This window comes from Peribacillus sp. TH14 (assembly GCF_016651145.1).
Classification (GTDB): domain Bacteria; phylum Bacillota; class Bacilli; order Bacillales; family DSM-1321; genus Peribacillus; species Peribacillus butanolivorans.
Genome location: NZ_JAEKEK010000001.1, coordinates 1,287,047 through 1,300,816 on the forward strand (window position 1 = coordinate 1,287,047; position 13,770 = coordinate 1,300,816).

Annotated in this window: 18 protein-coding genes; 9 read left to right on the forward strand and 9 right to left on the reverse strand. The window is 39.9% G+C overall.

Annotated features, from left to right (window positions below):
• Nucleotides 1-115 precede the first annotated feature (115 nt).
• Nucleotides 116-1,234: an A/G-specific adenine glycosylase gene (mutY, locus tag JFU50_RS06455; RefSeq protein ID WP_201222130.1), complete on the reverse strand. Its 1,119-nt coding sequence runs from the start codon at nucleotides 1,232-1,234 to the stop codon at nucleotides 116-118.
• Between the two features lie 205 nt (nucleotides 1,235-1,439).
• On the opposite strand from mutY, the gene JFU50_RS06460 reads away from it, so the two are divergent.
• A complete protein-coding gene (locus JFU50_RS06460; RefSeq protein WP_053344479.1) occupies nucleotides 1,440-2,417 on the forward strand; it encodes a metal-dependent hydrolase in 978 nt (325 codons plus the stop codon).
• 57 nt (nucleotides 2,418-2,474) lie between these two features.
• Here JFU50_RS06460 and JFU50_RS06465 read toward each other — a convergent pair whose 3' ends face one another.
• Nucleotides 2,475-2,741: a YfhJ family protein gene (locus JFU50_RS06465; protein ID WP_053344478.1), complete on the reverse strand. Its 267-nt coding sequence runs from the start codon at nucleotides 2,739-2,741 to the stop codon at nucleotides 2,475-2,477.
• 113 nt (nucleotides 2,742-2,854) lie between these two features.
• On the opposite strand from JFU50_RS06465, the gene JFU50_RS06470 reads away from it, so the two are divergent.
• A complete protein-coding gene (locus tag JFU50_RS06470) occupies nucleotides 2,855-3,010 on the forward strand; it encodes a small, acid-soluble spore protein K (RefSeq protein WP_034305387.1) in 156 nt (51 codons plus the stop codon).
• A gap of 47 nt (nucleotides 3,011-3,057) precedes the next feature.
• Here the strand turns inward: JFU50_RS06470 and JFU50_RS06475 are convergent, their stop codons facing one another.
• Nucleotides 3,058-3,369 (reverse strand): YfhH family protein, encoded by a 312-nt coding sequence (locus JFU50_RS06475; RefSeq protein ID WP_053344476.1) that lies wholly within the window; start codon nucleotides 3,367-3,369, stop codon nucleotides 3,058-3,060.
• Nucleotides 3,370-3,444: 75 nt separating this feature from the next.
• The gene (recX, locus tag JFU50_RS06480) at nucleotides 3,445-4,242 is read right to left on the reverse strand and encodes a recombination regulator RecX (RefSeq protein ID WP_201222133.1); all 798 of its coding nucleotides are present in this window, start codon (nucleotides 4,240-4,242) and stop codon (nucleotides 3,445-3,447) included.
• A 127-nt stretch (nucleotides 4,243-4,369) separates the two neighbouring features.
• Here recX and JFU50_RS06485 point away from each other — a divergent pair, with 127 nt between their 5' ends.
• The 3 genes from JFU50_RS06485 to JFU50_RS06495 all read left to right on the forward strand — a co-directional run bounded on the left by JFU50_RS06485 (nucleotide 4,370) and on the right by JFU50_RS06495 (nucleotide 5,757).
• Nucleotides 4,370-5,290: a TIGR01777 family oxidoreductase gene (locus tag JFU50_RS06485; RefSeq protein WP_057217250.1), complete on the forward strand. Its 921-nt coding sequence runs from the start codon at nucleotides 4,370-4,372 to the stop codon at nucleotides 5,288-5,290.
• Nucleotides 5,291-5,343: 53 nt separating this feature from the next.
• Nucleotides 5,344-5,466, forward strand: coding sequence for a YfhE family protein (locus JFU50_RS06490; protein ID WP_082527457.1), 123 nt, complete (start codon nucleotides 5,344-5,346; stop codon nucleotides 5,464-5,466).
• A 114-nt stretch (nucleotides 5,467-5,580) separates the two neighbouring features.
• A complete protein-coding gene (locus JFU50_RS06495) occupies nucleotides 5,581-5,757 on the forward strand; it encodes a YfhD family protein (RefSeq protein ID WP_201182828.1) in 177 nt (58 codons plus the stop codon).
• Nucleotides 5,758-6,109: 352 nt separating this feature from the next.
• On the opposite strand, the gene JFU50_RS06500 is transcribed toward JFU50_RS06495, so the two are convergent.
• The 5 genes from JFU50_RS06500 to JFU50_RS06520 form a co-directional block, all read right to left on the reverse strand.
• Nucleotides 6,110-7,669, reverse strand: coding sequence for a fatty acid--CoA ligase (locus tag JFU50_RS06500; protein ID WP_201182830.1), 1,560 nt, complete (start codon nucleotides 7,667-7,669; stop codon nucleotides 6,110-6,112).
• A gap of 132 nt (nucleotides 7,670-7,801) precedes the next feature.
• Nucleotides 7,802-8,953, reverse strand: coding sequence for a thiolase family protein (locus JFU50_RS06505; protein WP_201182832.1), 1,152 nt, complete (start codon nucleotides 8,951-8,953; stop codon nucleotides 7,802-7,804).
• Between the two features lie 28 nt (nucleotides 8,954-8,981).
• Nucleotides 8,982-10,127, reverse strand: a complete 1,146-nt coding sequence (locus JFU50_RS06510) for an acyl-CoA dehydrogenase family protein (RefSeq protein ID WP_201222135.1) — start codon at nucleotides 10,125-10,127, stop codon at nucleotides 8,982-8,984.
• 116 nt (nucleotides 10,128-10,243) lie between these two features.
• The gene (locus JFU50_RS06515) at nucleotides 10,244-11,011 is read right to left on the reverse strand and encodes a 3-hydroxyacyl-CoA dehydrogenase (protein ID WP_201222137.1); all 768 of its coding nucleotides are present in this window, start codon (nucleotides 11,009-11,011) and stop codon (nucleotides 10,244-10,246) included.
• A 121-nt stretch (nucleotides 11,012-11,132) separates the two neighbouring features.
• The gene (locus tag JFU50_RS06520) at nucleotides 11,133-11,513 is read right to left on the reverse strand and encodes a MerR family transcriptional regulator (RefSeq protein ID WP_053344470.1); all 381 of its coding nucleotides are present in this window, start codon (nucleotides 11,511-11,513) and stop codon (nucleotides 11,133-11,135) included.
• A 164-nt stretch (nucleotides 11,514-11,677) separates the two neighbouring features.
• Between JFU50_RS06520 and JFU50_RS06525 the strand changes: the two genes are divergently transcribed.
• The 4 genes from JFU50_RS06525 (at nucleotide 11,678) to JFU50_RS06540 (ending at nucleotide 13,711) form a co-directional block, all read left to right on the forward strand.
• Nucleotides 11,678-12,103: a universal stress protein gene (locus JFU50_RS06525; protein WP_201222138.1), complete on the forward strand. Its 426-nt coding sequence runs from the start codon at nucleotides 11,678-11,680 to the stop codon at nucleotides 12,101-12,103.
• A gap of 18 nt (nucleotides 12,104-12,121) precedes the next feature.
• Nucleotides 12,122-12,265 (forward strand): hypothetical protein, encoded by a 144-nt coding sequence (locus tag JFU50_RS06530; protein ID WP_201222140.1) that lies wholly within the window; start codon nucleotides 12,122-12,124, stop codon nucleotides 12,263-12,265.
• Nucleotides 12,266-12,287: 22 nt separating this feature from the next.
• Nucleotides 12,288-13,172 carry a cidABC operon transcriptional activator CidR gene (cidR, locus tag JFU50_RS06535; protein WP_201182836.1) on the forward strand — a complete coding sequence of 295 codons (885 nt, stop codon included), beginning with the start codon at nucleotides 12,288-12,290 and terminating at the stop codon, nucleotides 13,170-13,172.
• Between the two features lie 167 nt (nucleotides 13,173-13,339).
• Nucleotides 13,340-13,711 (forward strand): hypothetical protein, encoded by a 372-nt coding sequence (locus JFU50_RS06540; RefSeq protein ID WP_201182838.1) that lies wholly within the window; start codon nucleotides 13,340-13,342, stop codon nucleotides 13,709-13,711.
• Nucleotides 13,712-13,770: the final 59 nt, after the last annotated feature.

Consider the following 13,770-nt stretch of genomic DNA (forward strand, 5'->3'; position numbering starts at 1 on the left):
TATATGCCCCCTCCATATCCTTATATTACCATAAAAACAATGTACTATCTTATCCGGAACGCACTGCTTGTTCTATTTAAATTGGTTGTATGGAGGGTATAAAAAAAACGATAACTTAATTGATACCCTCTTTATCGTTATAAGCCTTCATCATTTTTTGGTGTGAAACCGGAAACGCGAACTCCTCCATCTCCGTTTTACTCACCCACTTCAACTGATTCTCTAATAACGTCGCTTCACTAATTTTTTCTTTGACCGTTCCAGTATACGTATCCACTTTCCAGACAAGGTGTGAAAAAACATGTTCAATTTTCACAAGCGGATCTGTAATCTCCGGTTTTACACCGTACATTTCTTGAAATCGACTTTCAAAGAATTCCCGTTTATGCTGAAGGGATGTATGGTTTTCGAAGTTTGGATATTCCCAAAGGTTTGCTAGCAATCCTTCAGATGCTCGCTTGTGAATTAAAAATTCACCTTTTTCATTCGTTAATAGCACAGCCACAATTGGTACATCACGCGTTTTTTTCTTTTGGATTTTCACCGGCAGTTCTGACTGAACCCCTGCCTCAAAGGCAAGACAGTGACTTTGAACTGGGCACAGCAGACAGGCAGGCTTACCAGGTGTGCATATTAAAGCCCCCAGTTCCATTAAGGCCTGATTGAAAGCAGATGTATGGTTGTGATCAATCAGCTTACGAACAGCAGCTTCAAATGTCTTTCGCGTCTTTGGCTTTGCAATATCTTCATAAATCATTAATATCCTTGATAGTACACGCATGACGTTCCCATCCACAGCAGGCTCCGGCTTGCCATAGGCTATGCTCAGAATCGCTCCAGCTGTATAAGGACCAACACCTTTTAACTTAGAAATTTCCTCAGGACTGTCTGGTACAACACCATTATATGACGCCTTTACCTCTTGAACAGCACTATGCAGGTTCCTGACCCGCGAATAGTAACCGAGTCCTTCCCATGCTTTTAATATTTTTTCTTCATCGGCATTGGCAAAATCCTCAAGTGTCGGAAACCAGTCTATAAACCGGTTAAAATAAGGAATGACCGTATCCACTCGCGTTTGCTGAAGCATAATTTCTGAAACCCAAACACGGTACGGATCCTTGCTTTCCCTCCATGGCAATTCTCTTTGTTCTTCGAGAAACCAGGAAACTAAATCTTTTTGAAACGCCTCGATATTTATTTTTTCTATTGTTGGGATATTTATTTCTTTCACTTCAGTTCCTCCAAAGATGTTACACTTTTATTAAAAATGGGAATACATAATAGTAGGCATTCTTTTTTTTTATCATGTTCATATTTATTTTATTGTAATAGGTCACAAAAATAAGTCAAAAATATATTCATTTGATGGATAATATATAAATACGGTATGATTAAGGAAGATCTTTTTTTCAAATTGTGGCAGGGAGGTTAGACTTTTGGATACAGGTACTCACTTTGTCATGGGAATTGCTCTTGGAGGACTTGCCACATTAGATCCTGTTATTGCGCAAAGTCCAGTTACTGCAAGTGCAGTCATTGCAGGTACGATATTAGGATCACAAGCTCCTGACATTGACACCGTTTTAAAATTACGAAATAACGCTGTATATATACGAAATCACCGTGGAATTACACATTCGATTCCCGCTGTATTACTTTGGCCCTTGATTATCAGCGGTGCACTTTTCGCCTTCATACCTGAAGCAAATTACCTTCATCTTTGGCTTTGGACCTTTTTAGCCGTATTTCTTCATGTTTTTGTCGATATCTTTAATGCCTATGGAACACAGGCGCTAAGGCCTATTTCTTCCAATTGGGTAGCTCTAGGGGTCATCAATACATTTGACCCGTTCATTTTTGGAATCCATGTTGCCGGCTTGATATTGTGGGGGTATGGATTTCCTCCCGGCTATTTATTTCTCTCCATTTACGGGATACTCGTGATCTATTATATCTCTAGGTTCAGGGAACAGGCTTTCATTAAAAGAGCTGTTAAGCAGCAAATTCCGGGAGCAAGAAAAATTATTTTATCACCAACCATGCGTTTTCATCGCTGGAAAATAGCCGTGATTACCGAAAAGCATTATTATGTAGCGAGAGCTGATAATGGTTATGTGACGATTCTTGATACATTTGATCGAATTCCATTGCCTGAAAGCAAAATTCTCGAAGCCGCCAAGCTTGATATCAATTTGGCTGCCTTTCTGTCTTTTTCCCCTGTTTACCGCTTTGAAATTGAACAAATTAAGGACTATTACGAAGTCCGTTTTATTGATTTAAGATACCGAAGCAATGGGTATTACCCCTTTGTAGCAGTCGTCCATTTAGACAGCGACCTAAATATCTTGAATTCGTATACCGGTTGGATCTTTAGTGAAGCGAAACTGCAGAAGAAATTGAATATTATTTTGTAGGTCTAGGCAGATTTAAAAAAGGCTGATTCCAGGGGAAACCCGCTGGAATCAGCTTTTTTAATGCAGTCGATTCTGTTGATTTAATAAATGCTTATATTTAGGATTTTTCGCAATGAATTCGTGGAATTGTTCACCGTAATTATCAATCCAGGTCTGGACAACACGTGACGTCATTTCTTCGCCAGCATACTCATGCCCAGCTTTTGCATAGGTCGCTTCGAAATCTTCCCATAATAATTCCACCCAAGTTAAAGCTTGCTCATACGTGATGTGATCATTTTTCTCAAGCAGGATCTTGGTTAATCTTTCATGGTAATCATTCATTAGAACCACCTCATTGCCAATATTTTTACAGACTGAACTATACTGTTCTTTACCCATACTAGTAGTAAGCGGAAACGCTGTTTTCTTAATTCTGATGTTTGGAGGAGAAAAACTTGCGAAATAAACAAAAAGGATTCCCCAACCAAAACAATAATAAATTTCAAGGTGAGCCTCGTGCAAAAGCGAGATATGCTTCAAAGCGTGCGGATGGCAGCATTAACACACACCCTCAAGAACGTATGAAAGCATCAAACGAGCGATCGAATTAGAAACAATATTCAGAAGGAATCGGGTCCTCCCGGTTCCTTCAATCTTATTATCTCAACATCGAAATCGGCAGTGCTTCTTCCTTCCCGCTTCCACCCAAACGGTATCCCCAGGCGAATACACCATTCATATAATCAATTTTGAAATAGACTCCCGGATCGCCTTCAATTTGATAAATTTCACCTTTTTTAAAATCATCCGGATTTAACAGATAGGCTTTGGCCATAGTTACTTTGCGTTCCAACACAGAGAATTCGTTAACCATCCCTAATTGCTCAGCTTTTCTCGCTTTTTCGGTTAACGCTGCAATTTCCTGTTGTAGTTCATAGGCCGACAACTTGCTGTATCTTACGTCGCTCATATATATGGCTCCTTAAATTAAATATTAATTTACTTCTATATTAAACAAAATTTTGCGATTTGGCTATCGATGTACTTATTCCATATCTGAATTGGAAAGATATCGGTCAATTAATTCTATTGGAAAACCTTTTCGGTATAATGCCTGCTTCATCTTTTGTTCATATTCGAAGCCTTCATAGTTTTTATAGCGGCGCTGCGTCTTTTCTGCATGATGACATAGCGAATCCCATTGTTCATCTTCATCCTTTTCTACCGTCACATCCTCAAGTGCCTCGAGAATGACATCTCTTGGAAAACCTTTTCGTGTCAATGTCTGTTCAAGCTTCTGCCTTAAAGCTCGTTCCGAGATATTTTTTTCTTTTTTCACCGATTTTCCCGCAAGCTTTTTCGCATGCTCAATTTGAATATCATAGGGGTATTCCTTCAAAGCCTCCACAACTAGCTTTTCTTGTATTCCTTTTTCCTTCAGTTCCATCTTAAGGGTAGTAGGCCCTTTATTGCCTCCGTTTACATGGGTCCGCACGTAAGCCTTGGAAAATTCAAGATCATCTAAATAGTTAAAGCTGTATAGCTTATGTATCGCTTCCTTTATAATCGGTTCTTCTATTTCCTTCTTTCTTAAATAAAGGCGAATTTCCGATTCTGAACGCATGCGGTATGATAAATAATTAAGAGCATCCGTAAATGCCTTTTGAATTTCATCATGGAATTGTATTTCAGCAAGAAGCAGATCATCAAGTGCAGTACCCTTTTTCAAGTGAAATTTCAATAAAACTTCTTCGTCCACACTAAACGCATATTTTTCATCAACAAATATGTTATAACGATCTTTACGTTTTTTTTGGGTTGTTATTTTTGTTATGTTTGGCATAAAATCCACCCCCATCCCTACTTTACCCCTTTACGAGTACCTTTTCTATATATAGCATGTCTAAAAATGAAAAAAGAACAAGGGCATGTTAAAGTGAATAAAAGACAGGAAAAAGGAAGTGGTTTTCATGAAAATAGCCATTGCTGGTGGAAGCGGTTTTGTCGGCACAGCCCTTATCGATGAATTATTAAAAGAAAATCATGATTTATATATATTGACACGTCATCCTGACAAATATAAAAGACGGGAAAATCTCCAATATATCGGCTGGCTGACCCCAGACTCAAGCCCTGAACAAAATTTAGAAGGCCTTGATGTGTTCGTTAACCTTGCCGGTGAGTCTTTAAACAGTGGGCGTTGGACCCCGGAACGAAAACGCCGGATTGTCGAAAGCAGAGTTGAAGCTTCCAAAGAAATGAACCGGATCCTTTCTAAGCTTCCCGATAAAGTTTCTGTCATTATCAATGCAAGTGCAGTGGGTTTTTATGGTATCTCTGATCATGAGACCTTTACCGAAACCTCTGATTCCATCGGTGATGATTTCTTGGCCCGTACAGTTAAGCTATGGGAAAAAGAAGCAACCAAATCCCGCTCATACAGTAAGCGAGTTGTCCTTACAAGGTTTGGTGTGATTCTAGGGGAAAAAGAAGGTGCACTGCCAATGATGGTTCTTCCTTATAAACTTTTCGGCGGAGGAAAAATGGGCAAAGGAAGTCAGTGGCTTTCCTGGATTCATATTCACGACGTCGCCCGTGCAATTGTTTTTTGTATGAACAATCAACACATTCAAGGTCCAGTCAATTTCACAGCACCTAACCCGGTTCAAATGGATAAATTCGGAAAAGAAATTGGTACTATCATGCACCGGCCTCATTGGTTACCTGTTCCTCCCTTCATGCTAAAAACCATGCTCGGTGAAATGAGCATACTTGTGCTAGAAGGCCAAAAAGTCCTTCCTAATAAACTTGCAGAGGAAGAATTCACGTTCACTTTTCCAACCCTTAATACGGCTTTACACAATATCTTAAAAGAAAATTCTCATGTATGAATGAAACTTTTTAGGAAAAAATAGGGATATCAAGTGAAATGGAGATGATCTAATTGCCCAAAAAACAGGAAAAAGAAAAAAGTACCTTAACGAGCACGCAAGCAATTCTTTATTCTCGAGAATTTAAAAATGCAGACCGAGCAGGTGGATTTAACGAGAAGAAATCTCGCCGTTAAGTTTGGAGTATTTTCCCGTACATTTTGATCTACCATTCAGCACAAAATAAGCTAGCGATGATTAAGGAAATCATCGCTAGCTTATTTATTTATTTACTCTAAGGGGGCGCTGATATGGGACGCAATAATAATCGAGACAATAACGTTCAAAAACTTCCACAAGTTCCTAAAAACCTAAAAAGTGACGGACTTGATGTCGAATATTCTTCAGAACTGGCTGACCAACAAGATATTGAAGCACAAGCGCGATCCAATGCGGCTAATCGCCGTGCCCATAACCGCAAATTATAACTTTTACACCTTAGGGGGCTGTTAGTCAGCCCCTTAAATTAGCTTACTGACACCGTCTTATCCACACCCCTGTGTATATTGTGGATATTTTCTGAAAATACTGACAAATAATAGGTGTTTGTCTCGCGGTATCAACATGTAAATAATGTAATTTCTGGATAACTATGTGGATAGTGTGGATAACCCTAAGATCTCATTGATTCAACTGCATTTCATTTGTGGATAACTTTTCTTTTTCTTACATAAAAAAGCATTACCCTAAAATGATTTGACTGGATTATTTATTTTCATTTTACTAACTCAACTAAAAAAGCCATTCTGCTTAAAACAAAGGAGATTTCCCCACCTTTTGTTATTCAGCCACAGTTTCTTCCAACTGTTTACGGAGCATGAATTTTTGAATTTTCCCACTTGCGTTTCGAGGTAACTCTTTACAGAAGATATATCTTCTTGGACGTTTATAGTTAGCAAGTGTATCGCTGTTCTTACACCAGTCTTCTAGATCATTTTCCGTCAACAACGGATCTTTAGCCACTACAAAGGCCGTTACCGTTTCTCCCCATTTATCATCAGGCTGACCAATTACTGCACAGTCGAGTACTCCTTGATGCTCATAAAGTGTGTCTTCCACTTCACGTGGATACACATTTTCGCCACCAGAGATAATCATGTCATCCACACGATCCTTGACCCACAAATATCCATCTTCATCAAGGAAACCTATATCCCCGGAATGGTACCAGCCTCTGTAAAGTGCTCTCTCTGTCTCTCCATCTCTTTGAAAGTACCCTTTCATGATGCAAGGGCCTTTTACAAGAATTTCCCCGATTTCTCCGGGTTCGAGTGCATCATCGGGATCCGATGGGCCTTCGTCATTTGGACGGGCAATGACGATTTCATGATCGCGGCACGCTTGGCCGGCAGAGCCAGCTTTACTTATTTGATCATCCTCTAATAGTAGAGTGATGGCCGGACCCATTTCCGTCATTCCATATGCTTGGATAAATTGAATGCCCAGTTTTTCCTGACAAGCAAGTACAAGCGTAGGCGCCATTGGAGCGGCTCCATATAGTCCCAGCTTCAAACTTTGAAATTTATAATCATTCAGATTTTCCTGAATAAGCATATTCCACATCGTTGGGGCCGCAAACAGTTTGGTAATCCCTTCGGATTCAAACAGTTCTAGTACCTTTTTAGGATTGAACTGATGAAGAACTACATTCGTTGCACCAACCTGCACGCGCGGTAAAAATGAACAGTGCAATTCCGCACAATGAAACATTGGCGCGGTAATCAAACCGATATCACTGCTTTCATACTTCATCGCCTCTGATAAAATCATAGCCTGCTCGACTATATCTTTATGAAGGTGAATTACTCCTTTTGGCCGTCCTGTCGTCCCGCTTGTATACATAATGGCATAGACATCATTCTCGTGAATGTCTACATCAACAGGCTTAGAAGATGTACTGACCATTTTTTGGCGGTATCCTTCGGCAAAGCGAGGCACATTCTCATCAATATACCAGAATGCTATTTCAGGGAAGCGTTTTTCAACAGCTGCCACAGTCGATTCCAATTCACCTTCAAATAAAACGACCTTTGGCGCCGCATCACTTAAGATGAATGCAAGCTCTTCTGCCATTAAGCGAAAGTTGATTGGATTAAAGACCGCACCGATTTTTGCACAGGCAAAGAATGCGGTGGCAAGTTCTTCATTATTATAAAGATAGGTAGAGACCCGGTCCCCTTTTTGGACACCTTCTGCTTGGAGAGCCGCCGCCAACCTATTCACCTGCTCATTCCATTGAATGTAGGTATAGCGGATATTTCTTCTCACGTCGTAGATAGCTTCTTTAATGGGGAATTTTTGAACCGTCTGATCAAAGATATTTTTAATCGTTACTGACATATCATTTCCTCCTCAAGTAAACCCACTATCAGCAGGATGATTTCACGTCATGCTCCTGATGGTCGGCTTTATCACTTTTTCAGCCTTTACTTTCGTGTGAATTTCTAATGTTATTCACGAGAAAATACCGTCTCAATCTATTCTTTCAATAATGGTAGCATTCGCCATTCCGTGACCTTCACACATTGTTTGTAATCCATATCGGCCGCCTCTTCTTTCTAATTCATGGATCATCGAAACCATTAAACGGGCACCACTGCCGCCAAGAGGGTGTCCTAAGGCAATCGCTCCTCCATTTGGATTTAGCTTCTTAGGGTCGGCCCCTGTTTCTTTTAACCAGGCAAGCGGTACAGGAGCAAAGGCTTCATTAACTTCAAAGACATCGATATCATCAATGGAAAGACCTGCTTTTTCCAATGCTTTTTGAGTGGCAGGAATTGGACCTGTCAACATTAAGGTAGGATCTGATCCGACAACAACCCGTGTATGCACTTTAAAGCGTGGTTTCAATCCAAGCTCTTCTGCTTTACTACGCTCCATTAATAGTAAAGCTGCAGCACCGTCACTTATTTGGCTTGAGTTCCCGGCATGTATTAATCCTTCTTCTTTAAAAACTGCCTTCAGCCCTGAAAGGACTTCTACCGTAGTTCCCCCCCTTGGTCCTTCGTCTTCGGTAACTTCAATATGATTTCCTAATTTATCTGTACCTGTAACTGTGATTATTTCACGGTCGAAATAGCCTTCCTTTTGAGCACGTATTGCCCTCTCATGGCTTTCAACAGAAAACTGATCACATTCCTCACGGGTGATTCCCCACTTTTCTGCGATTCTTTCAGCCGATATACCTTGGTTGATTACCTCGTAGCTGTCTAAATACTTTTGACTTGTTTCAGCTCCTTGATAATTTGAACCCATTGGGACACGAGACATGTTTTCTACTCCTCCTGCTACGACCACATCCATATCTCCTGACAAAATGGCTTGGGAAGCGAAATGGACAGCCTGCTGACTCGATCCGCATTGTCGGTCAATTGTCGTACCTGGCACTTCAATCGGATAGCCGGCAATCAGAGCAGCAATCCGAGCAATATCTCCGGCTTGCTCCCCAGCCTGCGAAACACAGCCTAAAATGACATCATCGATGATGGCATGATCAATGCCTGCTATTTCAACCAGCCTCTTTAATACTTCACCTGCTAAATCATCTGGGCGAACATCCTTTAAGACACCGTTTCTTCTGCCAACCGGAGTACGAATTCCCTCAACAATTACCACTTCCCGCATGTAATCTCTCCCCTTCTCATTTTGTTTTTTAAAGTCCAAGGCTCTTTGCTATGATTTTCTTCATGATTTCATTTGTACCCGCATAGATGCTTGCTACCGGCACATCACGGTACCTTCTAGCAATCTTGTATTCTTCCATATAACCATAGCCCCCATGAAGCTGCATGCATTCATTGGATATTTTCCGGGCAGTCTCTGTCAAACGCCATTTAGCCATCGATACTTCTGTGACCACCTGTTCACCCGCCATATGATTAGCAATCAATTGATCCAGGAAAACTCGGCCCATTTTAATTTCAGTGGCCATTTCTGCGATTTTAAATTGAGTGTTTTGGAACTGACTCACTGATTTCCCGAACGCTTCCCTGCTTTTGACGTACTCAATCGTATCCGCTAGCATATCCTCGGATGCGGTTTGGGCACAAATTGCTACGACAAGACGTTCCTGCTGCAATTTCTCCATTAAATACTTAAACCCTTTGCCTTCTTCACCTAGCAAGTTTTCCTTTGGTATACGACAATCTTCAAAGATAAGTTCTGCTGTATCCTGACAATGCAAACCAAGCTTCTTCAGTTTTCGTCCCCTGGTGAATCCCGGAGTATCTCTTTCGACCACGACTAAACTGACGCCTTTATGCTTCGGAACAGCATTTGGATCTGTTTTACAAGCCACGATGACCAGGTCCGAATGAATCCCATTTGTGATGAATGTTTTTTGGCCGTTTAGTATGTAATGATCTCCATCCAAAATCGCAGTCGTTTTAATATTGGCCAAATCCGAACCTGTTCCCGGCTCTGTCATGGCGATGGCTGTAATGATTTCCCCTGTCGTGCATTTAGGGAGCCAGCGCTGTTTCTGCTCCTCATTTCCGTATGCGGAAATATACGGAACCGTAATATCGCTATGGAGCCCGAAGCCTATGAAACCTGAACCCACTCTTTCTAGTTCTTCATTAATTATGACCGCAAAGCCCCAATCTACTTCAGAACCCCCATACTCTTCTCCAAGATCCGGACATAAAAAGCCTTGCTCCCCCATTTTCCCCCAAAACGAACGAGGAATAATACGGTCTTCTTCCCATTGTTCATAATAGGGAACCGCTTCTTTCTCTAAAAACTTGCGTAATGATTTACGGAAAATCACGTGATCTTCACTTAAGTATGGATGTTCCATCTGCATTATCTCCTCTGTCATTAGCTTTTTCGTATCAACCTTTTCCTTTTTATAAAAAATACACTTTAGTTTTCTAATCAATTATTTAAAATTCCCCGGAAGGGTTTGAACCTATCTTATCTAGGTGACATTCGAATGGCCCCGTCCAACCGAATCGTTTCTCCATTCAGCATTGGATTCGTAATAATGCTTTCCGTAAGTTTAGCGTACTCTTCCGGATATCCGAGCCTTGATGGAAATGGCACGGTTTTCCCTAATGACGCCCTCGCTTCTTCAGGTAATGAATCAAACATCGGTGTATGAAATAACCCCGGTGCAATCGATACGACACGTATCCCTTTGGAAGCAAGCTCCCTTGCAATCGGAAGAGTCATACCGACAATCCCACTCTTTGAGGCACTATATGCCGCTTGTCCGATTTGTCCTTCAAATGCAGCTACCGACGCTGTGTTGATAATGACACCACGCTCCCCCTCTTCGTTTACTTGGTTATTGACCATTTTTTCAGCCGCAAGACGAATTACATTAAATGTACCGACCAAGTTAACCGTCACTACTTTTGAGAACGCTTCCAATTCATGCGCACCTTTTCTTCCAATGACCTTTTCAGCAATCGCAATGCCAGCACAATTGACAATTGTGTTAATTGATCCAAATTTTTCAATTCCCTGATCCAACGCTTCTAGTACACTTTCTTCACTTGTCACATCTGTTTTAATAAATATGACTGAATCTCCTAATTCCTCGACCATTTTGACGCCATTTTCTTCTGAGAGGTCAAAGATAACGGCTTTTCCACCTTTTTTAATGATGTTTCTTACAGTGGCCGCTCCCAGACCTGAAGCCCCACCTGTCACTACTGCAATAGTTTCTTGAATATCCAAATCTTCACCTCATTTGTTTTCGTCTAGAATATATATTCATCTTTACCTATCGTCAAAACTCATTTCAATAATACTTTGAAGTATTTTTATTCTGATGGTTTTGCTGCTTGAAATGCCTGACTCACTGTTTACTTTTTAAGCTATGAAGTGTTTCGGTAAAACCTTTAATCACCTGTTCAAAATCCTGCTTCAATTCATCAAGCTCTTTAATACGTTCATTTATTTCATTTAATTTCTGTCCAGCTGTATCAATTGTTTTCTCCAATTGCTTAATACCCGTCCTGTCCTTATCAAATAGCAGAACAATATCCTTTATTTCAACTAAAGAAAAGCCATACTTCTTGCCACGCATAATGATTTTAAGTTGAGCATGTTCTTTCTTTCCATATACTCTTTTTCCGGTTTCGGTCCGCTTTGGCCTTAGCATACCTAGTTCTTCATAATATCGTAGTGTTCTTGTTGTCAAATCAAATTCTTTTGCTAACTCAGAAATGGTGTACATGTTAAAACCACACTTTGCAAAGGGATTATTTACCTTATCTTAACATTGACGTTAACGTAAACTTCAATAAATATTCACAAAATTTTAAATATATAAAACTGAATGAAAGTTATAAACTGATATACTATGGGTATATTCTTTTTAAATGAAGGGACGGATTAATTATGCTCTGCTCAAGAATATTAGTTGCTTATGATGAATCTGAATTGGCACGTAAATCTTTAGAAAAAGCGATTGAATTAGCGAAGCTGGATCCTGCTATTGAAATTCAGGTACTTCACGCTGTTACACTTCCAATCCATCCAAATATATATGGCAATGCTTTTCAAGAAATTGAAGAAGCCATGCTTAAGTATGGCAACGAAGTTATCGAAAAAGCGGATGCACTGTTATCCGAAATTCCTAATACATCTCAGTCTTTTGTTGTAGAAGGTTCAGCTATCACTACTTTGTTGGAACATGCGAAATCTCAAAATTGTGACCTTATCATAATGGGCAGCAGAGGCTTAAGCGGATTCAAGGAATTCCTAGGAAGCGTCAGCCACTATATCGTCCAGAATTCTCCGGTACCTGTCTTATTAGTTAAATAAACAATTTGCGACAACCCTATGACTAACCAATTAGAAGAAGCTGGGCTCTTATTTGGAGCCCAGCTTTTTTATACGCTCACGAAACAAAGAGGAAATCTTACCAACAAAGCTTCTCATGTTTTACAAACCCTTCTGTTAACAGGTAAAATGAAAGAAATTTAAAAGAGGATAAGCAGGTGAAGTGATGGATATTAAGCATTTACAATACTTTATAGAGGTTACCAATTTCAATAGCTTTACTCGGGCAGCGGATCATTTATTCATTACTCAGCCGACCATCAGTAAGATGATCAAAAACTTGGAGACTGAGCTCGGTGTTGAACTTTTTGATCGTTCCCGCAAACAACTGATTCTGACTGATGCCGGAAGGGTTGTATTAGAGCAGGCAAAATTAATTGATAAAGCATTTCATAATTTAGAAACAGAAATGGACAATTTATTAGGCTTGAAAAAGGGACATATACGAATCGGATTACCGCCGATTATTGACGCCTCCTTCTTCCCCCGAATTCTTAGCCGTTTTCATGAGGATTATCCTAATATTACCTTTCAATTAGTAGAGGATGGCTCAAAGAAAATTGAAGAATCTGTTCAAAATGACTTACTCGACATTGGCGTAATAGTCCTGCCAACTAACACCGTACTTTTTCATCATTTTGCCTTTTTAGAAGAAGACATTAACTTGATTGTGCCCCCCTCCCACCCACTTGCTTGTCGGGAAGAGATTGATTTGGCCGACCTTGAAGACGAGTCTTTTATCTTATTTAATAAAGATTATGTCTTGCGTGATCTCATAATTTCGTCCTGTAAAGAAGCTGGTTATTCTCCACACATTGTCACAGAAAGCTCACGTTGGGATTTTATAGAGGAAATGGTTTACTGTAATCTTGGAATCGCTCTTTTACCGGAAAGTTTATGCCGCCATGATAAACGCATCAAGTCCATTAAGGTCAAAAACCCTTCCATTAGTTGGAACTTAGGATTCATTTGGAGTAAGGATCAATACCTTTCATATGCGGCAAAAGAATGGCTAAAATATACAAGAGAAGCGTTAACTCATAAAGATTAACTACCTCGATAGTAAAGCATTAGACATGTAAGCACTATCATAGATTTAAGTTATGCTCATGATAACATCTAACCATTTTACAATACTTAACCGCGGAGTTAGACTTGGTATGAGTAAAAAGCACTGTAATTACTGATGGAATCTATATTTTCAGAAAGGAGATATTTATGATCACTTTATCTAGTGTCGATGAGTTACAAGCAACCGAAGAAGCTTTGGAGAAAATTAAATATTCATACCCCGAATTATTTAATAAACTACTCCATGTCGTTGCCTTAACACGAGCTTTTCAATTTAAATATCAATTTATGGGCACACTAATCATGGATGAAAACCATAACGAATACACCCCTGAATTCGTTATGCCCTCCGTTATCCACTTATATATAGAGGAAGTTCAAAAGTTAAAGGATGATCCTAATATCCAGGTTTTACAACAAACCTTCTCCCAAAATGAAAATATTGGATATGCTAAAATCAGTATGCTAGTGCTCGGTAAAAGCCCTGAATCACTTTTAGGCTCATCATATATTAAATAACACCCCCTGATATGTTCCCAAAAAAAACCTCCGATTTACGGAAGGTTTTTTTTCTTATT